Source organism: Amycolatopsis sp. YIM 10 (assembly GCF_009429145.1).
Lineage (GTDB): Bacteria > Actinomycetota > Actinomycetes > Mycobacteriales > Pseudonocardiaceae > Amycolatopsis.
The window spans coordinates 6161922-6188122 of sequence record NZ_CP045480.1 but is presented as its reverse complement, the minus strand read 5'-3'; the positions used below and the strand labels follow the sequence as shown (position 1 = coordinate 6188122).

Genomic DNA, 26201 nt, shown 5'->3' with positions numbered 1-26201 from the left:
CAGTACGGCTGAACAATCGTGGTGGATCTTCTCGTTGATCACCGCGTTGCCCGGAGCCAGGATCGGTCACGACCGGCAAGCAGACCCAGGAGGCGACACATGTACGACACCGAGCCGAGGACCGCGGACGGGAAGGTGCTCTGGCACTTCACGATGTCACTGGACGGGTTCGTGGCCGGGCCTGGCCACGCGATGGACTGGATGGCCGGGCTCTCGAACCGCCCTGGTCTGATCGACGAGTACGTCAGGACCACCGGCGCCGTGCTGGGCGGCAGGGACGGCTGGGACCTGGCCGTCGCGTCCGGCGGCCGTACGTATGGCGGCGCCTGGGAAGGGCCGGTTTTTGTGCTCACCCACCATCCCGAGGACGCCACGCCCGCCGACGGAGTCACGTTCCTCGACTGCGGGCCCGCCGAGGCGGTGCGGATCGGCCTGGAGGCGGCCGGCGGCAAGAACCTCGAGGTGCTCTCACCCAGCATCGGCCGTCAGCTTCTGGACCTGGGACTGATCGACGAGATCGATCTGCACCTCGCTCCGGTTCTGCTCGGCGACGGCATCCGGCTGTACGACAACCCCGGCGCGACGCCGATCCGGCTGCACCGGGTCGGTGAAGGTGATCCCGTGTCGGAAGTCAACGTGCGGTACCGGCCTCAGCCACGTGCGGCGGTGAGAACCTGATGTGGGCCACCGTTGCGGCCGATGGTGAGCACTGATTGCCGACCCGGCAGCGACTCGGTCTCGACGAGGTAGGGCCACTCGTGCTGTGTCCATTGTGGATGGAATAGGTGCGGGCGAAATATCGCAGCGGACACCGTCGTGCCGCCAACTGTGCCCACCCTGTGAGCTGTTGTGGAAGTGCTGTGAGTGCCGGGAATCGCCTTGTGGGCGTCGTCGAATTCCCGGGATGCTCGATATCAGTGCATCAGCCGGGAGGGGACTCGAGATGGGAAAAATCAGCAGGAGAAGCGTTGTCGCCGGGGCGGTGGGCGCGGCCGCCGTTCCGGTGCTCGGGGTCGGCCGGGCGGCGGCGAGCGCGCGTCCGTTCCGTGCCGGTGCTTTCGGCGAGGTCGCGCCGCGGCCGAACATACTGGTCATTCTTGGCGATGACCTCGGCTGGGCGGATCTGAGCTGCTATGGCTCGCTGCATATCCGCACTCCGCACCTGGACGGTCTCGCCGAGGGCGGTGTGCGGTTCACCGACGCCTATTCGGCGGCGGCGGTGTGCTCACCGACGCGCTTCGCGCTCTACACAGGACGCTACCCGGGGCGGTTGCCCGGCGGCCTGGAGGAACCGATCAGCCAGCCGAACGAGTTGCACGGGATCCCGCCCGAGCATCCGACCCTCGCCTCACTGCTGAAGCAAGCCGGGTACACCACCGCGATGTACGGCAAATGGCATTGTGGCTTTCTTCCGTGGTTCAGCCCGACACGATCGGGCTGGGACACCTTCTTCGGCAATTTCGGCGGTGCTCTCGACTACTATTCCAAAATGACCGGACGCGGTCGTGACCTCTACGAAGGCGAGGTGCCGGTGGAGTCGCTCGACTACTACACCGGCACCATCGCGGACCGTGCCGCCGAGTTCGTCCTCGGTGCGCGCGAGGGGCCGTGGTTGCTCAACGTCAACTTCACGGCGCCACACTGGCCGTGGGAGGCGCCAGGCGACCAGTCCGTCAGTGAGGAAATCACCGAGCGGCTCGCCTCAGGCGACTTGCAGGCGTTGATGCACAACGACGGGGGCTCCCTCGACACCTACCGAGAGATGGTCGAGGCGATGGACGCCGGCATCGGCCGGATACTGGACGCACTCCGGGAAAGCGGCGGCGAACGCGACACCTTCATCCTGTTTTCCAGTGACAACGGCGGCGAACGCTGGTCGTACCAGTGGCCACTGACCGGAGCCAAGGGCGGACTGAACGAGGGCGGAATCCGGGTGCCCAACATAATTCGCTGGCCCGCCCGCATCCAGCCGCGGCAGGTGAGCGACGTCCCGGTGATCACCCAGGATTGGACCGCGACGATCCTCGACCTGGCCGAAGCCCGACCCGCCGCCGAATATCCCCTGGATGGGCACAGCCTCACGCCCTACCTTCTCGACGGTGCGAGCGCGCCACAGCACGATCTGTTCTGGCGGACGAAATCCGCCAGAGCGCTGCGCCGCGGCCAATGGAAGTTCCTGCGCCAGGGCACGGCGCCCGGCGGACTGTACGACCTCAGCGCCGACCCGCGTGAAAACGCGAACCTGGTCCAGCGCCGACCGGAGATCGCCGCCCAACTCAGCGCACGCTGGGACGAAATCGACAAGGATCTACTGCCTTACCCCTGACCGTGTCCGCGCGCAGCACTCGCCGGCGCCCCTCGCGGGAACGGTGTCACGGGGGTAACGCTCCCTTGATCAACATCGATACCGGATTTGCCGCACGTCAGTGCGCTGGGGGCAACAACTGAATCTGGGGGAGGACCAGTTGCGTTCACGCGCCGCGCTCGTCAGCGCGCTGCTCGTCATGGGCATCACCGCCACACCGGCTGCCGCCGCGACCGTCACCGAGGTCGTGCCGGCGTCGTGGGCCTACATCGACTCGGCGGCGCCGGAGGCCAGTTTTTTGTGGACCACGCGGGCAACGCCCCGGTCGGTGCCCGCACTCACGCGGGCGGCACGACCCACGTCTCCAAGTCCTACGTCACCTTCGACCTGTCGACGCTGCGGAGCAGCGAGCTGAGCCACGCGGTCCTGAGCACCGCCGAAACCGCGGTCACCGACTGCGCCCACCCCCGGGCCACCGAGGTCTGGCTCACCGAACCGGCAGGCAAGCCCACCTGGAACGACCAGCCCGCGGAGCTGGCCAAGATGGGCGGGCCCTACCTCGACAGCCGTTGTCCGTCACCGGGTCTCACCTGGACGGTCACGGCGGGCATCCGCGACGCGGTCGCCGCCGGTCGCCCCACCGCGAGCTTCGCGTTCCGGCTGCCGGAGGACCAGCAGTCCGACCTCCGGTTCGGTCGTGAGTACTCGCCGAAGATGAAGCTGACCCTCAGCTACAACAAGTTCCCCGGCGAGGCCACCGACCTCACCGTCAACCAGAAGCCGTGCGCCGCCGAACCCCGAATCGTCGGCAGTTCCGTGGAACTCGGTGCGACGGTCAAGGACGCCGACGATTCCTACATCGGCGCCGAGTACGCGCTCTGGCCCGTGGATCATCCCGACCAGCGGGTCACCTTCTCCCAGAGCGGCAGCATGGTCGGAGACAAGGTGTGGGCCGACGTCAACCGCTTCCTGGCCGGCGACGTCACCTACGCCTGGCAGCTGCGGGGCAAGGACTACTCCGGCGGGCTCGGGCCGTGGAGCGCGATCTGCCGGTTCACCACCGACTTCACCTCGCCCACCACCGCTCCGGCGGTCAGTTCGCCCGACTACGCCGACGTCTATCCGGGCACCGGCGGCACCGGCGTGCCCGGCACGTTCGTCTTCGACGCGGGCGGAGACACCGACGTGGTCGGCTTCTACTACACCGACCCGACCGAGAGGACGATGCACGCGGCCGCGGACCGCCCCGGCGGCAAGGCCGTCGTCCGGTACGCCCCCGGCATCGCCGGCCCGACTTCGCTGCGGGTGCGCGGCGTCGACGCGGCGGGCAACAGCTCCCCCTCGGTGTACTACCGCTTCTGGGTCCTCCGCAACCAGCCCGAAGTCAGCTGTACCCCGGACAGCGCCTTCGTCGGCGAGCCACGGCAGTGCAAGTTCACCCCGCAGGGCGACACCCCGGTCACCGGGTACGTCTACCGTCTCAACCAGGAAGCCGAGACCACCGTGCCCGCCGGTCCGGACGGAACAGCGACCGTCACGGTCTACCCGGACAACCCCGACATCATGTACTGGATCCACGTCCGGGCCAAGCTCAGCACCGGTTACCTGACCTCGCTCAGCGAGACCGGCCTCGATATCGACCCCGGTGATCCGATCGTCGAGACGCGCACCGAGCGACCCATCCTCGGCCAGCCGATCGACTTCACCCTGCGCGCGGTGCTGCCGGGCACGGAGACGTTCACGTACCGCTGGGCCGAGAGCGAGTGGACCACCGTCCCGGCCGGTGCGGACGGCACCGCGGCCGTGCGGGTGACCGCCCCCACCTCCGGCTGGAACATGCTCTGGGTTCACAGCACCACCGCTCAGGGGCAGCGGTCCGGCATCCAGGACTTGAACGTGGACGTCGCCTCGAACAAGCCGCAGGTCTTCAGCGCGGAATACCCGGAGTACCAACCGAGTGGCGGAGTCGGCATCCCCGGCACGTTCACCTTCACCTCACCGTTCCCGGGCGTCACCGCGTACACCTACTCGTTCGACTCCGCCGCACCCGTCACGGTGCCGGCCGACGTGGACGGCAAGGCGTCGTTCACCTTCACCCCGGCGCGGCCGGGCTGGACGCACCTGACCGTGACCAGCACCCTCCCCGATGGCGGGACTTCGGAGAGCGAGACCCACGCGATCTCCGTCAAGTCCCTGGCACCCCAGGCGACTTGCGACGATCAGGGATACGTCAAGCCAGGCCAGGTCGTCCGGTGCACGCTCACCCCGGTGCAGGAGAACTTGGCGGCCTACGGCTGGGCCGTCGCGGACGGGCCCGAGAACACCGTCCCGCCGGGCCCGGACGGCACGGCGGCGATCGAATTCACCGTGCCCGCCGATCAGCTTTCCGGGCGCTATCTGGTGTTGCGCCTCTGGAGCGTCAACGAGGCGGGTCTGCGGACGGAGGTGTACGACCGGAACTTCTACGTTCCGTAGTCGCCAGGCGCCGCCGAGACGTTGCTAGTCTGCCGCGTGTGACCGACATCGACGATCTTCGCTGGGCGGACAACTTTCCAGGGCGGGAGCCGTGTCTCGGTGAGATCTTCTGCCTCACCTTCATCCGCGGCGTCGACGAGCGGGAAGCGTTGCGTCGCATGGGCGGACTGCCTGGTAGCTTCGCGACTCGCACTCCGTCCGAAATGGAGGCTCAGAAGAACTTCGACAACGGCTATCCGGAGGTGGCGTCGGCGCTGCCACTGGGTGACTGGACAGTCGTGTTCGAACCGGGCGGGTTCCACGGGACAGGCTTGACTCCTGTGCTGTCACGCGGAACCGAGGCGGTGTCGGTGCTGCGGCACGATTACGCGTCGCCGGGCTTCGCCTACTCGGTTGACGGTGAACTGGTCACCGGCTTCGACCCGACCTTTCCCGCCTACCGGACCGGCGCCGATCCCGATCGCCTGCTCACCAGGATGCGCGAGGTTGGCTTCGCCATGGGAGAAGACGACGACAACTTCGACCGCGACACCGCGCGCGGACTGGTGCTGGTCGAACGGCTCACCGGTGTACTGCCCACCCTCGACGCCCTTACCGGCCCGCTGGTCAGCGCACACTTCGAACCCTGGTTCACCGACAAGCCCAAGCAACCGGCGGGCCGCCCCGGCGTCGACGGGCCCGTCGACGCCATCGCCGAAACAAGGCGGCTCACCGGTCTGCTGGGCCTGACCGGCACGCCGGGCCTCGCCGAGGCGCTTGCAGCCGCCGAACGCGGCGAGAAGGTCACGGTCAGTCCGGAAAGCCCTCTCGGCAGGCACGTTCGTGACTGGCTGGCCGAGTCCCGGCGCGCCGGCCGGTCACTCAACGACCACAGTGGACAGGTGACCGAAGAGAAGCGCCGCCGCGCGTTCGACCACGGCTGGCTCGCCCGCGCACTGGGCGCGGCCTTGCAGCAGGTGAGGTGAGCGTGCCGGTTTTCGGGCAGTTCGGGGAAGTTCGGCGTTAGTCGTGCGTTGTCCGACCCGGCTCAGTGGAGGTGTGCGGTGGCCAGCGACCTGCTGCGCCAGGGGGCGATGTGCTCCGCGACCATCGCGTTCTTGACCTCGAGGCGCTCGTAGGCGTCGCCGCCCACCAGCAGGTGCGAAGGCAGCGTTTCGCCGTCGGTCACGTCGACGATCAGCGCCGCGCCCTTGACCGGATCCCCGGGCTGGGCGTGGTTTGCCGCGCCGATCCCGTCGCGCACGAGGTGGGCGGGTGTGCCGTCGTAGGCCTCCAGCCGCGCCCCGGCGACCGACATGGAGCTGGCATCGAGGAGGTCGGTACGGAACGCCCCCGGCTCGACGACCATGCTCTGGATCCCGAATGGACCCAGCTCGGCGGCGAGGGCTTCGCTGATGCCGGCGACCGCGAACTTCGAGGCGCTGTACAGGCTCACCCCGGGCTCACCCTCGAACCCCGCCCGGGAGCCGATGTGCACGAGCTTGCCGCGGCCGGCGGCGCGCATGGCAGGCAGGACCGCTCGCGTCACATTGATCAAACCGAAGACGTTGACGTCGAACAGCGTCCTGGCCTCGGCGTCGGTGACCTCCTCCAGTGCGCCCACCAGCACGCGGCCCGCGTTGTTGACCAGCACGTCGATCGTGGCGAACCGGTCGGCGATCTGTGCCACGGCACGGTCGATCTGGGCCTGGTCGGTGACGTCGAGGGTGACCGGATGGCATCGCTCGGCACCGCGCAGGTCGTCGGGCAACGCGTCGACACGCCGGGCGCCGACGGCGACGTCGTGTCCCGCCTTCAGGGCGTGCCGGGCTATCTCGGCACCCAGCCCTCGGGCAGCTCCGGTGATGAACCAAGTCGCCATGACGGAAACGTCTCCTTCTGCCGGCATCGGTGCATCCATCCCACCACATGATTCACCGTCTCAGCCTCGGTTTCCGGCGTACCGAGACCCCAGAAACGCCGGGTGGGAATTAGGGGGGTATCACCGAGTCGAAGCTGGCTACCTTGGGCCGCAGCTATCCTGCCGGAGGTAAATTCATGGCTGACGAGTTCTTCGTGGTACTGACATGACCAGTTTGCGTTTCGGTGCGTTCCTGCCCCCGATCCACCCGCTGGGGGAGAACCCGACGTGGTGGCTGCGCCACGACCTGGACCTGATGGCGCACCTCGACCGGCTGGGCTTCGACGAGGCGTGGATCGGGGAGCACCACTCGACCGGCCGGGACATCATCGCCTCGCCCGAGATCTTCATCGCGGCGGCCGCGGAGCGCACCACCCGGATCCGCCTCGGGACCGGCATGACCACGCTCCCGTACCACCATCCGCTGTGGGTGGCCGACCGGATGGTGATGCTCGACCACCTGACGCGGGGCCGGGTGATGTTCGGGGTCGGCCCCGGCTCCCTGCCGGCCGACGCCGCCATGATCGGCATGACCCCCACCGAGAGCCGCGAACTGCTCGAGACCCATCTCGACGTCATCCAGCGGCTGCTGGCCGGTGAGTCGGTCACCACGACGGTCGGGAGCCACAAGCTGGTCGACGCGACGCTGCAACTGCGCCCGTTCACCGAGCCGTGCTTCGAGATCGCGGTGGCCGCGACGGCGTCGCCGACCGGCGCGCGCCTGGCGGGCAGCCGCGGGGTGAGCCTGATCTCGCTCGGGGCGACCATGACCCAGGACGGCTTCGACGCGCTGGCGTACCACTGGGGGATCGCCACCGAGCGCGCCGCCAACGCGGGACGGCCGGCGCCCGACCGCGCGACCTGGCGGCTGGTCACCGAAGTGCACGTCGCCGAGACCCGGGAGCAGGCATACCGCGACGTCGAGTTCGGGCTGCGGGACTGGATAGAGCACCTGCGCGAGAACGCGGCCGTGCCCGGGCTCGTGCTGCCCGACGGCAGCACGCGGGAGCTGATCGAGTTCGTCAACGAGTCGGGCCTCGGCGCGATCGGCACGGCCGACGACGTCCGCCGTCAGATCCAGCGCATGGTCGACCAGTCCGGCGGGTTCGGCACCGTGCTGCTGCTGGCGCACGACTGGGCCGACCCGACGGCGGCGTGGCGCTCGTGGGAACTCGTCGCCCGTCAGGTGGCCCCGCACTTCCAGGGACCGGGGAGGACACACGTCCAGTCGCGCCGCGACGCCAGGGCCCGGATTCTCGCGCGGCGCGAGGAGGCGACCATCGCGGCCGGCGCGGCGCTCGAGCACATGAACCGGAAGTACGCCGACGAGGTGGCCGGGGCCTGACCGTGTCCAGCCTTGAAGTGAGCTGCCCGATGTGCGGAGGCCTCATCGAGGCGACCGGCCAGGATGAGCTGATCCGCCTGTCCCAGCTGCACACGCTTGATGCCCACCGCTACAACGTTCCCGCCGAACACGTTTTGGCCGCAATGACGCCCGGTGACTCCGATCCCGGTCAGGAAGAGGACGTTCAATGAACTCTGCAGTGGCGGAATGTCCCACCGTGGACTTCGACATGCTTGATCCTGACTTCGCGCAGGACCCCTATGAGACCATGGACGCCTGGCGAGCCATGGGGCCGGTCGTGTACAACTCCCATCACGATCAGTACATGATCACGTCACACAACAACTGCGCGCGAGTGCTTGGTGACACCCGCTATTTCAACTCCGCGAAAGTGCTCCCGGAGATGGAGAAGGCATTCGGCGGACCGACTTTTCTCGGCACCGATGGTCTCCGGCACCAGACGGTCCGCGAAATCTGGGCGCCGGGCTTCGAGCGCAAGGCCGTCGAGACCGACTGGACGGCGAGGATACAGGGGGTTGTGGACGTCCATGTGGATCAATTCGTCGAACGCCTTCGATCCGGCGAATCCCTCGACGCACTCGCGGAGATGACGCGGATCATCCCCACCATCGTCACCGCCCAGTTGCTGGGCGTCGAAGAGGACGTGTACAAGGACTTCATCAAATGGAGTGACGCAACGGCGGCGGTTCTCGGTGCGCGGCTGGACCCGACCCCGAGGGGCCAGGAGATTATCGCCGAGGGCGCTGTCGCGGCAGCTGCGTTGAACTCGTACATCGGCGGCCTCATCGAAAAGAATCGGGCGCAGGGCTCGTCCGATGGAACGCTCATGGCCCAGATGGTGTTCGACGATTTCGCGCCGTCCATGCCCGATCGGGAGATCATCGCGAACGGGACGATGTTGACGGTCGCGGCGAACGAGAGTACGGCGCAGGTGATGGCGATGGCGCTGTATGCGCTGGGACGCCATCCTGACCAGCGGCGTGCGCTGGTCGCCGACAGGTCGCTTGTTCCGGCCGCACTCGAGGAGGTCCACCGCTGGTTGACGCTCACGCAGGTGGTGCTGCGCCACGCATGTAGCGACGAGTCGCAGGTCGAGGGGTTCACGATCCCCGAAGGTGCTGCCACCGTGGCGCTTCTGGGTTGCGCGAACCGCGATCCCGCTCGCTGGAACAACCCGCACTCCTTCGACATCTCGCGTCCCCGTAAAGCGCATCTCGGCTTTGGTTTCGGGCCGCACATCTGCCTGGGAATCCATCTGGCCCGGCTGGAGATGAGCATTTGGCTGAATCGGCTGCTGGACAAGTTGCCGGAGTACGAGATCGCGGGTGACATCGAATTCGGCGCCGACTTCACGCTGCGCGGCGTCCGGGGGGTCCCGGTCAAAGCGGGATGATGGTCGACCGCGGCCACCGCTTGGTGATCATCAAGCGGTGGCCGTCCCGCGTCCGCGACCGCCACGCCGCGGAGATCACAGCCAGCCGGTGATCGCCGAGGCGGTGCTCGCGGCGTGTTCGTCGATCATGCTCAGGTGCGTGCCGGGCACGTCGATGGCGTCGTGGGCGGGAACCCAGTGGGCCTGCCAGTGCTCGCCTGTGCTGGGCCGTCCGCCCATTCGTTCGGTGGCGCGCAGCAGCAGTGTCGGCATGCCGCTGATTCCGGTGGGCGCCCAGTCGTCGAACAGCCGCAGGTGGTGTGCCATCGCGGTCAGTTCGGTGCCGCGCGGCGGCTGCGTCGCGGTCCATTCGGCGTACGCGTCGCCGAGCAGGTCGAACTGGATCTCGGCCAAACCCGTGCTGCCGGGCGGGTGGCTGTCCAGCAGCACGAGCGACTCCGGTGCGGTGTTCAGCTCCTTGAGCCGGGCGGCTGCCGCGTGCGCGATCCAGCCGCCGGAGGAGTAACCGACGAGGACGTATGGTCCGGCCACACCGCCGAGGATCGCCTCGGCGACCGCGGCCACCAGGTCGGTCCGGGCCGGGGAAAGGGGCTCGTGGTCGGCGTAGCCCGTCAACGGCAGCACGGCCATGTTGTGCGTCGTGCGCAGCGCGTCGGCCATCCGCGCATATTGGTACACATTGGACGGTGCGACCACGGACGGGATGCAGACCAGAGTCGGGCCCGTGAACCCCTGGGAGAAACTGACCGGTTTCCGCATCGGCGGCGAGCCGGTACCCACCCGCAGCCGGGCGGCGACGGCCAGCAGTTCCAGCCCGTCCCGCACCTGGCCCTGTGCACAGGCCTGGGCGAACAGTGCCGGCAGCGGGTCGGTCGCGGGTGGCTTCGCCAGGCTCTCACCCGCCGGTGACGGACCCGCCGGCGTCGGACTCGGCGGTGTGGCAGGGGCGGCCGGGGGTGGTTCGAGGTCGTCGAGCGCGGCGAAGCGGTCGGCCAGGTGGGTGGCGACCGCGTACGGCGTCGGCCGGTCGATCACCAGAGTGCGGGCCAGTTCCAGACCGGTGACGGCCGCCAGCCGCTCGGTCATCCAGGCCGCGGTCAGCGAGTCGAAGCCCAGCTCGGCGAAACCCCGCTGGACGTCCACGTCCTCGACCGCGTCGTAGCCCATCAGCTGCGCCGCCTGGTTACGCACCTCGGCGAGCAGGATCTCCGCCCACTCCTCGCGCGGGCGATCGGCCAGCCTGCCACGTACGGAGGGCAACTCCGGGATCTCCTCGCCCGGCACGGCGTCTGGCGGCGGGGTGCCCTTCCCGGCGACGCCGCCCTGGTCGGCCAGCAAGCTCGCGCCCGCCGGCAGGTGATCGACCAGCCAGTAGCGGCGGCGCTGGAAGGCGTACGTGGGCAGGTCGAGCTGGGCCGCGCCGGTGCCCGCGTACACCGCGCGCCAGTCGACCGGCACACCGCGGACAAAAAGGGCGGCCACCGCGTCCATCAGCGCGGCCGGCTCGGCCCGGCCCCGGCGCAGCACCGGCACGAAGACCCGCTCCGGTACGTCCGGACCGGCGGGCGGCAGGCAGTCCCGGCCGAGGGCGGCGAGGACCCCGCCCGGCCCGAGTTCCAGGAAGGTGGTGACCCCGGCCTCGCTGAGGCGCACGACACCGTCGAGGAACCGCACCTCCGCACGGGCCTGGGCGACCCAGTAGTCCGCCGAACGCATCCGCTCGCCCCGGTCCGCGTCGCCCGGTGCGAGCGGCACGATCGGGATGCGCGGCGCGGCGTACGAGATGCCCTCGATCGCCGACCGGAAATCGGCCAGGATCGGGTCGATCCGCGGGGAATGGAAAGCGTGGCTCACCCGCAGTTCGCGCGAGCGGAAACCCTTGTCGGCCAAGGTCTCCATCAATGTGGTGAGCGTCTTCTCGTCGCCGGAGAGCACCACCGAGGCCGGACCGTTCACCGCGGCGACGGACACGAGGCCGTCCAGCTGGTCCAGCATCGGCAGGATGTCTTCTTCGGCCGCACGCACAGCGATCATCGCGCCACCGGGCGACATGCTCTGCATGAGCCGCGCCCGTGCGGCGACCAACGCGCAAGCGTCTTCGAGGGTGAATATCCCGGCCACGTGCGCGGCAGTGATCTCGCCGATGGAATGTCCCGCGACGAAATCCGGGCGTACGCCCCACGACTCGACGAGCCGGAACAGGGCGACCTCGATCGCGAAGAGGGCCGGCTGGGCGAATCCGGTGCGGTCGAGCAAATCCAGCGGGTCGTCGTCGGCGAAGGTCAGCTCACGCAGCGAACGGCCGATCGGACCGTCCAGCCGTGCGCAGACAGCGTCGAATGCCTCGGCGAAGACGGGGTGCTCGGCATACAACTCACGGCCCATGCCCAGCTTCTGCGCCCCCTGGCCGGTGAACAGGAAGGCCAGCCGTCCGCGCACGGTGGCGCCCGTCGTGACCGCGGCATCCGGTGTGCCCTTGACAAGTGCGCCGAGCCCGGCGAGCAGGCCGTCTCGATCGGCGGCCACGACCACGCCGCGGTTCTCCAGTGCGGCGCGCGTGGTGGCCAGTGAATAGCCGACGTCGGTGGGGTCGGCCGGCTCCGCCCGGTCCTTCAGGAAAGCGGCCAGCCGCGCGGCCTGTGCGCGCATCGCGGTCGCGGTGCGGCCGGAAACCAGCCAGGGAACGGCTGCGAGCGCGCGGTGCGCGACGCCGTCGCCCTCCCGTCCGGTGTCCGCTGCGTCCTCTTCGGACACCGCCTCGAGAATGGCGTGCGCGTTGGTGCCGCCGATGCCGAAGGCGGAAACGGCGGCACGCCGGGGCCGGTCCTCCGTCTCCGGCCACGGTCGCGGCTCGTGCAGGAGTTCGATGTCGCCCGCCGTCCAGTCGACCTCGGTGGACGGCGGGTCGGCGTGCAACGTCGGGGCCAGCACGCCGTGCCGCAGCGACATCACCGTCTTGATCAGGCCGCCCACTCCGGCGGCGGACTGGCTGTGGCCCAGGTTGGACTTCAGCGAGCCGAGGAACAGCGGACGACCAGGCCGCCGGTCCCGTCCGTACGTGGCCAGCAGCGCCTGTGCCTCGATCGGATCGCCCAGCGTCGTGCCGGTGCCGTGTGCCTCGACGGCGTCGACGTCGGCGGACCTGAGCCCGGCCGCGGCCAGCGCGCGCCGGATCACCCGCTGCTGGGACGGGCCACTCGGCGCGGTCAGCCCGTTCGACGCCCCGTCCTGGTTGATCGCCGAGCCGCGCAGCACCGCCAGGACCGGGTGCCGGTGGCGGCGGGCGTCGGAAAGCCGCTCGACCACGACCATGCCGACGCCCTCGGCCCAGGACGTACCGTCCGCGGCATCGCCGAAGGACTTGCACCGGCCGTCCGGGGCGAGCCCGCGCTGGGTGCTGAACTCGACGAACGAGCCCGGCGTGACCAGCACGGAAACCCCGCCGACCAGTGCGAGTGAGCAGTCTCCGGCGCGCAGTGCGCCCGCCGCGAGGTGCAGGGCGGTCAGTGAGGAGGAGCAACCGGTGTCGACGGTCACCGCCGGTCCCTCCAGCCCCAGCAGGTAGGAAAGCCTGCCCGAGATGATGGCCCCGGCGAGGCCGCTGAGCAGGAGCCCTTCGAACCCGGCCGGGTAGCGCGCCAGCAGGGCGGCGTAGTCGGTCACACTCGGGCCCACGAACACCCCGGTCTCGCTGCCGTGCAACGAGTGCGGATCGATTCGAGCCCGTTCGATGGCTTGCCACGTCGTCTCCAGCAGCAGTCGCTGCTGTGGGTCCATCGCGATGGCCTCGCGGGGCGAGATGCCCCAGAACGGCGCGTCGAAGTCCGCGACGTCGGCCAGGAAGCCGCCCTGCCGGGTGTAGCTGGTGCCCGGGTGTTCCGGGTCGGGGTGGTAGAGCGAGTCGAGGTCCCAGCCCCGATCACCCGGAAACGGGGTGATCGCGTCCCGCCCGGTGACCGCCAGCTCCCAGAGGTCCTCCGGTGAGCGCACTCCGCCCGGATAGCGGCAGGCCATGCCGACGATCGCGATCGGTTCGCCGTCCCGCCGCTCGAGTTCCGCCGACCGCTTGCGGGCCTCCACGAGGTCCGCGGTGACCAACTTCAGGTAGCGCCGTAACTTGTCCTCGTTGTCCACGCGGATCACTCGCCCTGGTGGCCGAGCTGCGTGTTGATGAAGCTGAACAGTTCGTCATCGGAGGCCGCGGTCAGCGTCGCCACGTCGCCCTCGGCATTCGCGGACGGCGCCGGGCCCGAAAGCCGGCTGATCAGCTCTCGCGCCCGGCTGACGAGCACGTCGCGTACTTCCGTGTCCTCGGACCGAATCGAGGACAGCGACGCCTCCAGCCGGTCGAACTCGGCGAGTGCCGCGTCGGCCGGTGACGGCAGGCCGCCGGCCACTGTGCCCACTTCTGAGCGCACGAACGACGCGAGGATCGTCGGATTCGGGTAGTCGAACACGAGCGTCACCGGCAGCCGCAACCCCGTTGCCGCGTTGAGCCGGTTGCGCAGCTGGACGGCGAGCAGCGAGTCGAAGCCGACGTCCTTGAACGCCCGCTTGCGATCCACCTGCTCCGCGGAGTCGTAGCCGAGCACGGCCGCGACGTGCGAGCAGATCAGGTCGAGCACCGCCGGTTCCCGATCCTCCTCGGGCAGCGCGGTGAGCTTCTCGATCAGGGCCGCGCCGCGGGTCGCCGAGGTCGTGGATTCCGCCGTCGACAGCGCGCGCACCTCCGGCAGGTCGGCCAGCAGCGGGCTGGGCCTCAGCGAGGTGAACCGGGGGTGGAACCGGGCCCATTCGACCCTCGCCACCACCGGGCACGGCTCGTCCTCGGCGAGGATCCGGTCCAGGGTCGCCAGTCCGGAGTCCACCGGCAGCAGTGGCAGACCGCCGCGGCGCAGCGAGTCGGCCATTTCCCTGTCGTGGGTCAGCAGGCCGGCCTCCCACGGGCCCCACGCCACCGAGATGGTGTGGCCGCCGCGGTCGTGCCGCTCCCTGGCCAGTGCGTCGAGATAGGCGTTGGCAGCCGCGTACGCGGACTGGTTGCCGACGCCCCAGATCGACGAGATGGAGCCGAACAGCAGCACCGTCTGGATGCTGTCGTGGTCGAGCAGCTCGTCGAGGTGCGCCGCGCCGAGCACCTTGGCCGCCAGGATGTCGCCGAACTCGGCCGGCGTCATCTCGGCGATCGGCCCGCCATCGAGGCTGGCGGCGGCGTGCACGACGGCGGTCAGCGGGCGCTCGGCGGGAACGGAGGCCAGTAGCTCGGCCACGGCGGCCCGGTCCGTGACATCGCAGGCCAGAACCGAGACCGAGACGTCCTTGGCGGCCAGTTCCTCGACCAAGTGCCGCGCACCGGCCGCGTCGGCGCCGCCGCGGCTGGCGAGCACCAGGTGTTCGGCACCGCGATCGGCGAGCCAGCGGGCCATCTCGGCACCGAGGCCGCCCGTGCCACCCGTCACGAGCACGGTGCCGCCCGGCCGCCAGCGGGCGGGCTCCTGCTCGGGCTTCGCCGCCCTGACCAGACGGCGGGCCAGCACGGCCTGCGCTCGTATGGCGATCTCGTTCTCGCTGTTCTCGCCGTTCTCGCTGTTCTCACCACTGCCCGCGAGCACCCCGGCCAGTTCGGCGATCGTGTGCTCGTCCACCGTCTCCGGCAGGTCGACCAGGCCACCCCAGAGCCGGGGGTGTTCGAGTCCGGCGACCCGCCCGAAACCCCAGACCAGCGCCTGGGTGGGCGAGCCGATGCGGTCATCGGGACCGGCCGCCACCGCGCCCCGGGTCACCGCCCAGAGCGGGACGCCGAGTTCGGCGTCGAGCAGGGCCTGGGTGAGCACCACGGTGCCCGCGAGCCCTTGTGGCAGCGCCGCCGAGTCGTCGCACGGGGTCTCGTTCTCCGCCAGCAGCGACAGCACCCCGGCCGGGTACGTGCCGTTCGCCGCGAGTTCGCGCAGCCGCTGGGCCAGCGCCGCCCGGTCGAGGTGCCCGCACGGTACGGCCAAGGTCACCAGACCGGGTGCGTGGGCAGCGAGGCGGCGCACGGTTTCCGCGGCCCAGCCGTCGGCCGGTTGCCCCTCGGCCACCACCGCCAGCCAGGTACCGCCGATCGGCCGGCGCGTGCCGCTGGGCAGCGTGCGCCACTGGACGCGGTAGTGCTCGTCATCGACGTTCGTGCCGGTCGCGTTGTCCATGGCGGCGCGCAGCTGCTCGCGACTGACCGGCCGCGCGACGATGGAGTCGAACGAGGCGACGGGCTCGCCCGCGTCATCGGTGAGCAGCATGGTGGAGGAGTCGGGGCCCGTGCGCCGGAACGCGACCCGCAGCGCTTTCGCCCCTCGGGTGTGCACCGTGATGCCGTTCCAGGAGAACGGCATCACTGCCTCGCTCTCGCTGTCGATCAGTCCGGCGACCGGTACCTGCAGTGCGGCGTCCAGCAGCGCCGGGTGCAGGCCGAACCGCCCCGCCTCGGCCTGGACGATTTCCGGCAAAGCGACCTCGCCGTACATGTCCTCGCCGTCCCGCCACAGCGCACGGATCCCGGCGAAGGCGGGCCCGTAGGTGTATCCGCGTTCGGCGAGCCGAGCGTAGATGCCGGTCACGTCGACCGGCTGCGCCCCGGCCGGCGGCCAGGCCGTCAGATTGCCCGGCACCGGGCCGGTACCGACCGGGGCGAGCGTGCCTTCCGCGTGCCGGATCCACTTGCCACCGCCGGATTCGGTGCGCCGCGAGTGCACCGTGACCGGACGCCGGCCGGTGGAGTCGGCCGCGCCGACCGTGACCTGCACAGCCACCCCCGACTTCGCCGGGAGCACCAGCGGCGCCTGGAAGGCCAGCTCTTCCAGGCGGGCGCAGTCGACGTGCCGCCCGGCGTGGGTGATCAGCTCGACGAAGGCGGCGCCGGGCAGCAGGAGGGTGCCGAGCACGACGTGGTCGGCCAGCCACGGCTGGGTCGCCGGCGACCACCTGCCGGTGAACAGCACCTGGTCGTCGCCGGCGTGTTCCACGGCGGCGCCCAGCAGGGGGTGATCGGCGGACATCAGCCCGAGGTCGTCGGCACTCGCGGTCGCCGCGCCGGCGGTCTCCACCCACAACCGGCGGTGTTGGAACGCGTACGTGGGCAGGTCGATTCGCGCGCCCGCGGGGAACGCCGTCCCCCAGCGCACCGGTGCCCCGTGCACGAAGGCCTTGGCCAGCGAGCGGGTGAACTCGATGTCACCGCCGTCCCGCCGCAACGACCACAACGCGGTGACGTCGGTGTTTCGGGCCTCGGCAACCGCCTCGACCGCCTCGACGAGCGCCGGGTGCGCGCTGAGTTCCACGAAACAGTTGTGCTCGTCGTCGAGCAGGGCCTCGACGGCTGCGCTGAACCGCACCGTCTCCCGGAGATTGCGGTACCAGTAGTCGGCGTTCAGCTCGGTGCCGTCGACCCGCCCGGCGGTGACCGTGGAGTAGAACGGCACCACCGCCTCAACGGGTGCGACGCCGGCCAGCGCGTCGACGAGTTCGGCGCGGAGTTCCTCCACCCCGTGCGAGTGCGACGCGTAATCGACCAGGAGCTTGCGCACCGGGACCTCCTCGGCCGCGAGCGCCGCGCACAGGCTCTCCAGCTCGTCGGCGGGCCCGGAGACGACCACCGACCGCGGCCCGTTGACCGCGGCGACGCCGAGCCCCGCGTAGCCGGCGAGCCGTTCCCGGACCCGGGCGACCGGCAGGCCGATCCAGCCCATGCCGCCACGCTCGGTCAGGCCGGCGATCAGGCGCGAGCGCACCCCGGCGATACGGGCGCCGTCGGCCAGCGTGAGCACACCGGCCACCACGGCCGCCGCGATCTCGCCCTGTGAGTGACCGACCACCGCGGCAGGCTCGACTCCGAGCGACCGCCACAGCCGGGCCAGTGACACCATCACCGCGAACAGCGCGGGCTGCACCGCGTCCACCCGGTCCAGGCCGGGCGCGTCCGGAGCGCCGGTGAGCACGTCCAGCAGGCCGGCGCCGTTCCAGTCGACGTGCGGGGCCAGCGCTGCGTCGCACTCGGTCATGGCCGCGGCGAACAGCGGGCTGGTATTCCACAGGTCGACGGCCATGTCCTGCCACTGGCCACCCTGACCGGCGAAGACGAAGACCGGCCGGGTCACCGCGCCGCCGTTGCCCAGCACGACGTCCGCGTTCGATTCCGCCGTGCCGTCGGCGATCGCCGTGAGTCCCGCGGTCAGCGTGCCCGTGTCCTTGGCGAGCACCACGGCCCGATGCTCCAAGGTGGCTCGGCCGCCGAGCGAGCGGCCGAGCGCGTCGAGGTCCACCTGCGGGTTCTCGGCGAGATAGGCGCTGAGCCTTGCCGCCTGACCACGCAGTGCCGCCGCGCCGCGTGCCGAGATGGCAAACGGCTTGACCGATGGCGCGAGCAGCCGGTCGGACTCGGGCGGAGCGGGCGGCCGCGCCGGCTCCGGTGCCTGCTCCAGCACCACGTGCACGTTGGTGCCGCTGATTCCGAACGCGGAGACGGCGCCGCGCCGGGGCTGGTCGCGTTCCGGCCACTGCCGTGCCGCGGTCAGCAGTTTCACCGCGCCCTCCGACCAGTCCACGTGCGGCGTGGGCTCGTCGGCGTTCAAGGTCCGGGGGAGTAGGCCGTGTCGCAGCGCTTGGACCATCTTGATCACCCCGGCCACGCCGGCCGCCGCCTGCGCGTGGCCCAGGTTCGATTTCAACGAGCCGAGCCAGAGCGGGCTTTCCTCGGTGTGCTCCTGCCCGTACGTCGCCAGTAGTGCCTGCACCTCGATCGGGTCGCCGAGCTTGGTGCCGGTGCCGTGTCCCTCCACGAGGTCCACCTCGGCGGCCGAGACGCCGGCATTGGCCAGCGCCTCCCGGATCACCCGCTGTTGCGAGCGGCCGTTGGGCGCGGTCAACCCGTTGGAGGCGCCGTCCTGGTTCACCGCGGAGCCCTTGACCACCGCGAGGACCTGGTGGCCGTTGCGGCGGGCGTCCGACAAGCGCTCCAGCACGAGCAGCCCGACGCCCTCGGCCCAGCCGGTGCCGTCCGCGTCCGCGCCGAACGCCCGGCAGCGGCCGTCCGGGGAGAGCCCGCCCTGCTGCGCGAACTCCTGGAACACCACCGGTGTGGACATCACCGCCACCCCGCCGGCCAGCGCGAGGTCGCACTCACCGGTCCGCAGCGCCTGCGCCGCCATGTGCACCGTGGTCAGCGAGGACGAGCAGGCGGTGTCGACCGTCAACGCGGATCCCTCGAGGCCGAACTCGTAGGCGATGCGGCCCGAGGCCACGCTGGCCGCCGTGCCGGTCAGCAGGTGGCCCTCCAGACCGCTCGACTCGCGCGCGAGCAAGTTGCCGTAGTCGTTGGCGCTGAGGCCGACGAACACGCCGGTCTTCGTGCCTCGCAGCGCCGACGGGTCGATACCGGCACGCTCGAACGCCTCCCACGCCGACTCGAGCAACAGGCGCTGCTGCGGGTCCATCGCGGTGGCCTCACGGGGTGAGATGCCGAAGAACTCGGGATCGAACTCGGTCGCGCCGGGCAGGAAACCGGCTGCCCTGGCGTTGGTCGTGCCCGAGCGGCCGGGCTCGGGATCGAACAGCTCGGCCAGGTTCCAGCCGCGGTCGGACGGGAACTCCGTGGCGGCGTCCCGGCCCTGTTCGACCATCGCCCACAGCGCCTCCGGCGAGTCGACCCCGCCGCCGTAGCGGCAGGCCATGCCGACGATGGCGATCGGGTCGCCGCTGGTGCCCGCCGTGACGATCGCCGGTGCCGCCGGCGCGGCGGAGCCGGCGCTGACCACCTCGCCGAGCACGTACTCGGCCAGTGAAGCGGGGTTCGGATAGTCGAAGACCACCGTGGCCGGCAGCCGCAGGCCGGTGAACGCGGCGATCCGGTTCCGGAGCTCCACCGAGGCCAGCGAATCGAAGCCGATGTCCTTGAAGGCCCGATCCGGCGAGAGACTCGACGCCGACGTGTGCCCGAGCACGGCCGCGGTCTCGGCGGCGACGGCATCCAGCACGATCCGATGCCGGGCTTCCGGCGCCCTGGCCAGCAGACGGCGGGTCCACGAACTGGCATCGCCGCCACTGGCGACGACGGCACGCCGCACCCGCCCGGAGGCCTGGTTTCGCAGCAGGGGCGGCACTTCACCGCGGAACGCGGCCAGGTCGAGCCGGACCGGGAGCACCACCGGGGCGCCGACGGTGAGGGCCGCGTCGAAGAGGGCCAGGCCTTCCTCTTCGGCGATCGCCTTGATACCGGCGCGTGCCATCCGTTCCCAGTCGGCCTCCTGCAGGGAGGTCGTCATGTGGCTCGCGGCGGCCCAGAGACCCCAGTCGAGCGACACGGCGGGCAGCCCCAGCGCGCGGCGGTGCCGGGCGAGAGCGTCCAGGAACGCGTTGGCGGCGGCGTAGTTGGCCTGGCCCGGCGCGCCGAACGCCCCGACGGCGGAGGAGAACAGCACGAAGGCGGAGAGGTCGAGGTCCTTGGTCAGCTCGTGCAGGAGCCAACCGGCGTCCACCTTGGGACGCAACACGTTGTCGACCTGCTCGGTGGTCAGTGAGCCGATGACGCCGTCGTCGCTGACGCCCGCGACGTGCACAACCGCGGTCAGCGGATGTTCGGCGGGGATCGCGGCCAGCACCCCGAGCAGTGATTCGCGGTCGGAGACGTCGCAGGCGACGGTCGTCACCGAGGCGCCCAACTCGGTCAGCTCGGTGGCGAACTCGGTGGCGCCGGGGGCATCCGGGCCGCGACGGCTCGCCAGCACCAGGTTGCGGACGCCGTGCTCGGCGACCAGGTGCCGGGCGAGAAGACCGCCCAGCGTGCCGGAGGCGCCGGTCAGCAGCACGGTCCCGGCCGGATCAGGGGGAACCGGGATGGTGAGGGCGAGCTTGCCGATCTGCCTGGCCTGGCTGAGGAAGCGGAACGCGGCCGGAGCCCGGCGGACGTCCCAGGTGGTGGTCGGCGGCAGGGTCAGCACGCCGCGGCCGAACAGGTCCAGCACCTCGACCAGCATCTCGTGCACCCGTTCGGGTGCCACCGCGAGCAGGTCGAATGCCTGATACCGGACACCGGGGAAGGAGTCGGCCGCCCAGCCGGCGTCGCGGATGTCGGTCTTGCCCATCTCGACGAACCGGCCGCCGCGCGGCAGCAGTCGCAGCGAGGCATCCACCAGCTCGTTGGTGAGCGAGTTGAGGACAACGTCGACGCCGCGGCCGCCGGTGGCCTCGAGCAGCTCGGCTTCGAACCGTGCGGTGCGGGAGTCCGAGATGCGTTCGCGGGGGATGCCCAATTCGTGGACGGCCGCCCGTTTGGCGGAGCTGGCGGTGGCGAAGATCTCGGCACCCAGATGGGCGGCCAGTTGCACGGCCGCCATGCCGACGCCACCAGCGGCGGCATGGATGAGCACGGATTCGCCGGGTTCCAGGCCGGCCACGTCGACGAGCCCGAAGTACGCGGTCAAGTAGGTGATCGGGACGGTCGCGGCCTGCAGGTAGGACCACTCGTCCGGGATCGGTACCACCATCCGGTGATCGGCAACGGCCAGTGGCCCGAACGGCCCGAAGAACAGGCCCATCACCCGGTCGCCGGGCTTGAGGCCGGTGACGCCCGGGCCGACCTCGGTCACCACGCCCGCGCCCTCGCCGCCGAGCACTTCCTGACCGCTGACCAGTCCGAGGGTGGACATGACGTCGCGGAAGTTCATGCCGGCGGCCCGGACGGCCACCCGAACCCCGCCCTCGGCCAGAGGTGCGACCGCCTCCGGTGAATCGACCAGTGCGAGCCCGTCGAAGGTGCCGGGGCGGGGGGCCGACAGGCGCCACGCGGTCGACTCCGGCACGGCGAGGGTCGTCGACGAGGAAACCTTGACCAAGCGCGGCACCAGGATCGTGCCGGCGCGTACCGCGATCTCGTCCTCCCCGGCGGCGAGCGCCGCCACCACGGCCGCGTCGGGCTCGCCGGGGGCGAGGTCGACCTGGACGAGCCGGCCGGGGTTCTCGGCACGCGCCGAGCGGAACAGGCCGTGCAGGGCCGCGCCGACCAGGTCACCGACGTGCTCACCGTCGTACGTGGCCAACGCGCCCCGGGTGACCAGGACCAGCCGTGAGGTGGCCAGCCGTTCGTCGGCCAGCCAGTGGCGCACCAGTTCGAGCATCCGGTTGACACCTGAGTGCACGTTCGCGGGTACGTCGTGGCCATGGCCATGGCCATGGCCATGGTCAGAGTCATGGTCGTGACCGGGAGCGGCCAGCACCAGAGCGGGCACCTCGCCCCCGGCGTCGAGGGCGGCCCGCAGCGCCGGGAAGCCGTCGTACGCCGTGCCTATCGCGGGTGCTCCGCCGCCCAGGTTCGCCCAGCCGGTCGGCGACGAGGCCTCGACCTCACCCGCGGAGATCCACTCGATCTCGTAGAGGGAGTCGTGGGCCCGGGGAGCGCTCTCCGCGATCTGCTCCGCGGTGGCGGACCGCAAGGTCAGCGAGTCGACGGACAGCACCGTGCGGCCGGTCCCGTCGGCGACCACCAGTGCGACCGTGTCGGTCCCCACCGGGGTCAGTCGTACGCGCAGCGCGGAAGCACCGACCGCGTACAGCCGGACGCCCGCCCACACGAACGGGATGACACCCTGGGTGGTGCCGGTGACCGCGATCGCGTGCAGAGCGGCGTCCAGCAGGGCGGGGTGCATGCCGTACGCGCCGGCGTCGCCAACGTGCTCGGGCAGCGCCACCTCGGCGAAGACTTCCCCGTCACGCACCCAGGCGGCCTTCAGGCCGCGGAACACCGGCCCGTAGCCGTACCCGGCCGCGGCGAAGGTCTCGTAGAGATCACCGAGTTCGACTTCCTCGACACCGGCTGGGGGCCACTCGGCCAGTTCGGGGTCGTCATGGCGCACACCAGCGGTCCCGGAGACAAAGCCGCTGGCGTGCCGTGTCCAGGCCGCGTCGATGTCGGGCGAGTCCGGGTCCTGCTGCCGCGAGAAGATGGTGATCGACCGCCGGCCGGTGGACTCCTCCGGTTCACCGACCACGATCTGCAGCGCCACGCCGCCTCGCTCCAGCAGCAGCGGGGCCTCGATGGTCAGGTCCTCGACCAGCTCACAGCCGACCTGGTCCGCCGCGCGCAGCGCGAACTCGACGAATGCGGTGCCGGGCAACAGGATGCGATCGAACAGGGCGTGGTCGGCAAGCCAGGGCTGGGCGGAGAGCGACAGCCTGCCGGTGCACAGGAAGCCGCCGTCGTTGGCGAGCGAGACGCCGGCACCCAGCAGCGGGGCGTCCACCGAGCGCAGGCCGATCGAGCTGAGGTCGTGCCCGCCGACGTGGCTGGTCTCGAGCCAGAAGCGCTCGTGCTCGAACGCGTAGGTGGGCAGGTCGACGCGTTGCGCGCCGGTGCCGGCGAAGAAGGCCGCCCAGTCCACCTCGACGCCGGCGGTGTGCAGGGTGGCCATCGCGACGGCAATGCATTCCACTTCGTCGCGCCGGCTACGGAGGGACGGCGTGACCACCACCGACTCGTCGCCATAGCATTCGCGTACGTGGCTGGTCATCGACGCGGCGGGCGACAGTTCGATGAATCGGGTGACGCCGCGCTCGCGCAGGTGCGCCACGCCGCCGACGAGGTCCACCGTGTCGCGCATCTGCCGGACCCAGAACTCGGGGGTGCACAGCACCTCGGCGGGCACCACCATCGGGATGGCCGGGGCCGAATAGGTCAACTTCTCCACCACGGCCCGGAACCGGTCCTGGATCGGCTCCATCGTGGCCGAGTGACCCGCGACGCCGACCCGCAGCGTGCGGGACGTGTGGCCGAGTTCGGACAGTCGCGCCACAGCCGCCTCGATCGGGCCCTCCAGCCCCGAGAGGGTGACTGAACTCGGGCTGTTGACACCGGCGAGCGAAACGCCCTCGATGTCGGCGATGACCGGCTCCACCACGTCGGCGCCCGCCGCGACGGTGGCCATCACGCCGGCGGGGGAGGTCTGGATCAGCCGTGCCCGTGCGGTGACCATGGTGGCCGCGTCCTCGAGCGACAGCACACCCGCGATGTGGGCCGCCGCGATGTCCCCGCAGGACTGACCGAGCAGATAGTCGGGCCGCAGGCCCCACGACTCGACCAGGCGGTAGAGCGCCACCTCGATCGCGAACAGCGCGGGATGCGCGTACTCGGGCCGATCCAGTGTCGGGCCGCCCTCGGCGATGATCCGCGGCAGCTCGGGATCGAGCCGGGCAAGCACCTCCGAGTACGCCGTGGCGAAGACCGGGAACGCGGCCGCGAGCTGGGCGCCCATGCCGATGCGCTGCGGGCCCTGTCCGGGGAACATCACCGCGGTGAGACCGCGGCACTCGGTGCCGACGATCGCCGTGGCACCGCTGCCGCCGTCGGCCAGCAGGTCGAGCTGGGCGAGCAGTTCCTCCTTGTCGCCCGCGACCACGGCGGCGCGATGGTCGAACGTCACGCGGTGCAGCGCGAGCGACTTCGCGACGTCGAGCAGGGCGACGTCCCTCTCGGCGAGCCAGTCACGGAGCCGCTTCGCCTGACCGGCCAGTGCCTGCGGAGTACGGGCGGAGAGCAGGAAAGGCAAGGCGGCCGGCCGTGCGCTCACCGGCTCGTCCTCGACCGCCTCCGGCGCGGGCGCCTGCTCGAGGACGACGTGCGCGTTGGTACCGCTCATGCCGAACGACGACACACCCGCCCGGCGCGGCCACTCGTTCGCCGGCCACGGGCGAGCCTCGGTCAGCACCCTGACCCCGCCGGCCGACCAGTCCACCTCGTGCGTCGGCTCGGCCACGTGCAGCGTCTTGGGGAGGACGCCGTTGCGCATGGCCATCACCGTCTTGATCACGCCGGCGACGCCGGCGGCCGCCTGGGTGTGCCCCACGTTCGACTTGAGCGAGCCCAGCCACAGCGGCTCGCCGTCCTTCTTCTTGCGGCCGTAGGTGGCCAGCAGAGCCTGTGCCTCGATCGGGTCGCCGAGCCGGGTGCCGGTGCCGTGCCCCTCGACCAGGTCGACCTGCTCCATCGGAACTCCGCCGTCGGCCAGCGCCGCCTGGATGACCCGTTGCTGGGCGGGGCCGTTGGGCGCGGTCAGGCCGTTGGAGGCGCCGTCCTGGTTGATCGCCGAACCGCGGATGACGGCGAGCACCGGGTGGCCGTTGGCGCGCGCGTCGGAAAGCCGCTCGAGCAGGATCAGGCCGACCCCCTCCGACCAGCCGGTGCCGTCCGCGGTGTCCGCGTACGCCTTGCACCGGCCGTTGGGCGCGAGCCCGCGCTGCCGGGCGAAGTCGACCATGACCAGTGGCGAGCACATCGACGCGACGCCGCCGACCAATGCCATCGTGGACTCGCCGCGGCGCAGGGCCCGGACGGCGTAGTGCATCGCGACCAGCGAAGAGGAACAGGCGGTGTCGACGGTGACCGCGGGGCCCTCGAAGCCGAAGGTGTAGGCGACGCGGCCGGAGAGCACACTGGGCGCGTTGCCCAGCAGCAGATAGCCGTCGACCTCGCGGGGCGCGGTGACGGTCAACGGCACGTAGTCATGGGTGTTCGAGCCGATGAACACGCCTGTTTTGGTGCCACGCAGGGTTTCCGGGTCGATGCCTGCCCGTTCGAACGACTCCCAGGCGGCCTCGAGAACGATCCGCTGCTGCGGGTCCATGGCAAGGGCTTCGCGTGGGGAGATGCCGAAAAAGCCCGCGTCGAAGTCGGCCAGGCCGGACATGAAGCCGCCCTCGCGGGAGTACGTCTTGCCGGGCTTGCCTGGCTCCGGGTCGTAGATGCTGTCCATGTCCCAGCCGCGGTCGGTCGGCGAGTCGCCGATCGCGTCGGTGCCGCTGGCGACCAGTTCCCAGAGGTCCTCCGGTGACCAGACTTCGCCGGGCAGGCGGCAGGCCATCGAGACGATCGCGATCGGCTCGGTGTCCCGCGCCTGGATCTCGGTGATCTTCTTGCGCGCCTGGTAGAGGTCGCTCGTGACCAACTTGAGGTACTGGCGAAGCTTTTCCTCGTTTTCCACAGGAGAAACCCCATCTGTCTCTGTCTGTTCCAGTGGTCCGGGACCCGGAGTCGCGTAACCAACCATGGTCTGACGACGTCGGCGCGGGGACCCCCTAACTCCCCTAGTCGCCATGCCATTGGAACGACCTCGGCGGCGCGATCCTTGTGGGGTGTCGATGTCGTGGCGGCGCTGGAAGCATGGACCGCGAAAGCGAAGGGACGGCAATATGACTGCCGAGGTATTGAAGAACGAACAAGAGCCGGCCGGGACGTCGGCATTCATCTTCGCCCAGACCGCGCCGGGGCCGGCAAAACCATGGAGCTGGGCGGAGAACCTGCTCGAATCCGCGCCCACCTACTGGCTGGTCACCACCAGTCCGGACGGTGTCCCGCACAGCAGGCCCTTGTGGGGTATCTGGAGTCGGGACAATTTCTGGTTCTCGAGCCAGAACCGCTGCGGTGGATTCCTGGACGTCAACCCGCGGGCCTCGGTGAATTTGCAGGTCGGCGAAGACGTGGTGATGATCGAGGGCAGTTGTTCCCGGGTGACCGGTGATGACATCAGCGTGCTCGCCGAAGGCGTGGGGGTGAAGTACGACTGGAAGCTCTCGGTGAGCGAGGGTCGTGTTCATACCCAATTCGGCCAGAGTGCGCCGGTGTTCCGGCTGATTCCCGACCGGGTCTACGGGTGGGCCGGTATTGCCGGATGGGAGTCCGCGACCAGGTGGGACTTTCCGCGAGCTTGAGGCTTCGCCGTCGCCCGGAAGACGCAATTCGCGA

General features: G+C 70.5%; 11 protein-coding genes. 8 read left to right on the top strand and 3 right to left on the bottom strand.

All coding sequences use genetic code 11. The features are described from left to right. Nucleotides 1-99: 99 nt before the first annotated feature. The 4 genes from YIM_RS29195 (at nt 100) to YIM_RS29180 (ending at nt 5745) form a co-directional block, all read left to right on the top strand. On the top strand, nt 100-678 hold the full coding sequence (locus tag YIM_RS29195) for a dihydrofolate reductase family protein (RefSeq protein WP_153033382.1): 579 nt from the start codon (nt 100-102) through the stop codon (nt 676-678). A 265-nt stretch (nt 679-943) separates the two neighbouring features. Continuing rightward, nucleotides 944-2326: a sulfatase-like hydrolase/transferase gene (locus YIM_RS29190; protein ID WP_153033381.1), complete on the top strand. Its 1383-nt coding sequence runs from the start codon at nt 944-946 to the stop codon at nt 2324-2326. 237 nt (nt 2327-2563) lie between these two features. Continuing rightward, complete coding sequence (locus YIM_RS29185; RefSeq protein ID WP_153033380.1) at nt 2564-4780, top strand: hypothetical protein; 2217 nt, start codon at nt 2564-2566, stop codon at nt 4778-4780. 38 nt (nt 4781-4818) lie between these two features. Further along, entirely contained in the window at nt 4819-5745 is a 927-nt protein-coding gene (locus YIM_RS29180; protein ID WP_153033379.1) for a DUF6461 domain-containing protein, read from the top strand. A 62-nt stretch (nt 5746-5807) separates the two neighbouring features. Here YIM_RS29180 and YIM_RS29175 read toward each other — a convergent pair whose 3' ends face one another. Continuing rightward, the gene (locus tag YIM_RS29175; protein ID WP_153033378.1) at nt 5808-6641 is read right to left on the bottom strand and encodes an SDR family NAD(P)-dependent oxidoreductase; all 834 of its coding nucleotides are present in this window, start codon (nt 6639-6641) and stop codon (nt 5808-5810) included. A 205-nt stretch (nt 6642-6846) separates the two neighbouring features. Here YIM_RS29175 and YIM_RS29170 point away from each other — a divergent pair, with 205 nt between their 5' ends. From YIM_RS29170 to YIM_RS29160, 3 genes are read left to right on the top strand one after another with little or no spacing between them, the layout of a single operon-like run. Next, the gene (locus YIM_RS29170) at nt 6847-8025 is read left to right on the top strand and encodes an LLM class flavin-dependent oxidoreductase (RefSeq protein ID WP_153033377.1); all 1179 of its coding nucleotides are present in this window, start codon (nt 6847-6849) and stop codon (nt 8023-8025) included. Nucleotides 8026-8027: 2 nt separating this feature from the next. Then, nucleotides 8028-8216: a hypothetical protein gene (locus YIM_RS29165; RefSeq protein ID WP_228004080.1), complete on the top strand. Its 189-nt coding sequence runs from the start codon at nt 8028-8030 to the stop codon at nt 8214-8216. 26 nt (nt 8217-8242) lie between these two features. Then, nucleotides 8243-9439, top strand: a complete 1197-nt coding sequence (locus YIM_RS29160) for a cytochrome P450 (RefSeq protein WP_194239788.1) — start codon at nt 8243-8245, stop codon at nt 9437-9439. Nucleotides 9440-9514: 75 nt separating this feature from the next. On the opposite strand, the gene YIM_RS29155 is transcribed toward YIM_RS29160, so the two are convergent. Both YIM_RS29155 and YIM_RS29150 read right to left on the bottom strand, forming a co-directional pair. Continuing rightward, entirely contained in the window at nt 9515-13573 is a 4059-nt protein-coding gene (locus YIM_RS29155) for a type I polyketide synthase (RefSeq protein ID WP_153033375.1), read from the bottom strand. Nucleotides 13574-13578: 5 nt separating this feature from the next. Beyond that, nucleotides 13579-25440 carry a type I polyketide synthase gene (locus tag YIM_RS29150; RefSeq protein ID WP_153033374.1) on the bottom strand — a complete coding sequence of 3954 codons (11862 nt, stop codon included), beginning with the start codon at nt 25438-25440 and terminating at the stop codon, nt 13579-13581. 208 nt (nt 25441-25648) lie between these two features. Between YIM_RS29150 and YIM_RS29145 the strand changes: the two genes are divergently transcribed. Further along, entirely contained in the window at nt 25649-26167 is a 519-nt protein-coding gene (locus YIM_RS29145) for a pyridoxamine 5'-phosphate oxidase family protein (RefSeq protein ID WP_153033373.1), read from the top strand. Nucleotides 26168-26201: the final 34 nt, after the last annotated feature.

Excerpts from the sequence above, each read along its gene's own strand:
- YIM_RS29195 (WP_153033382.1), top strand. The coding sequence starts at position 100 with ATGTACGACACCGAGCCGAGGACCGCGGACGGGAAGGTGCTCTGGCAC.
- YIM_RS29190 (WP_153033381.1), top strand. The coding sequence starts at position 944 with ATGGGAAAAATCAGCAGGAGAAGCGTTGTCGCCGGGGCGGTGGGCGCG.
- YIM_RS29175 (WP_153033378.1), bottom strand. The coding sequence starts at position 6,641 with ATGGCGACTTGGTTCATCACCGGAGCTGCCCGAGGGCTGGGTGCCGAG.
- YIM_RS29170 (WP_153033377.1), top strand. The coding sequence starts at position 6,847 with ATGACCAGTTTGCGTTTCGGTGCGTTCCTGCCCCCGATCCACCCGCTG.
- YIM_RS29145 (WP_153033373.1), top strand. The coding sequence starts at position 25,649 with ATGACTGCCGAGGTATTGAAGAACGAACAAGAGCCGGCCGGGACGTCG.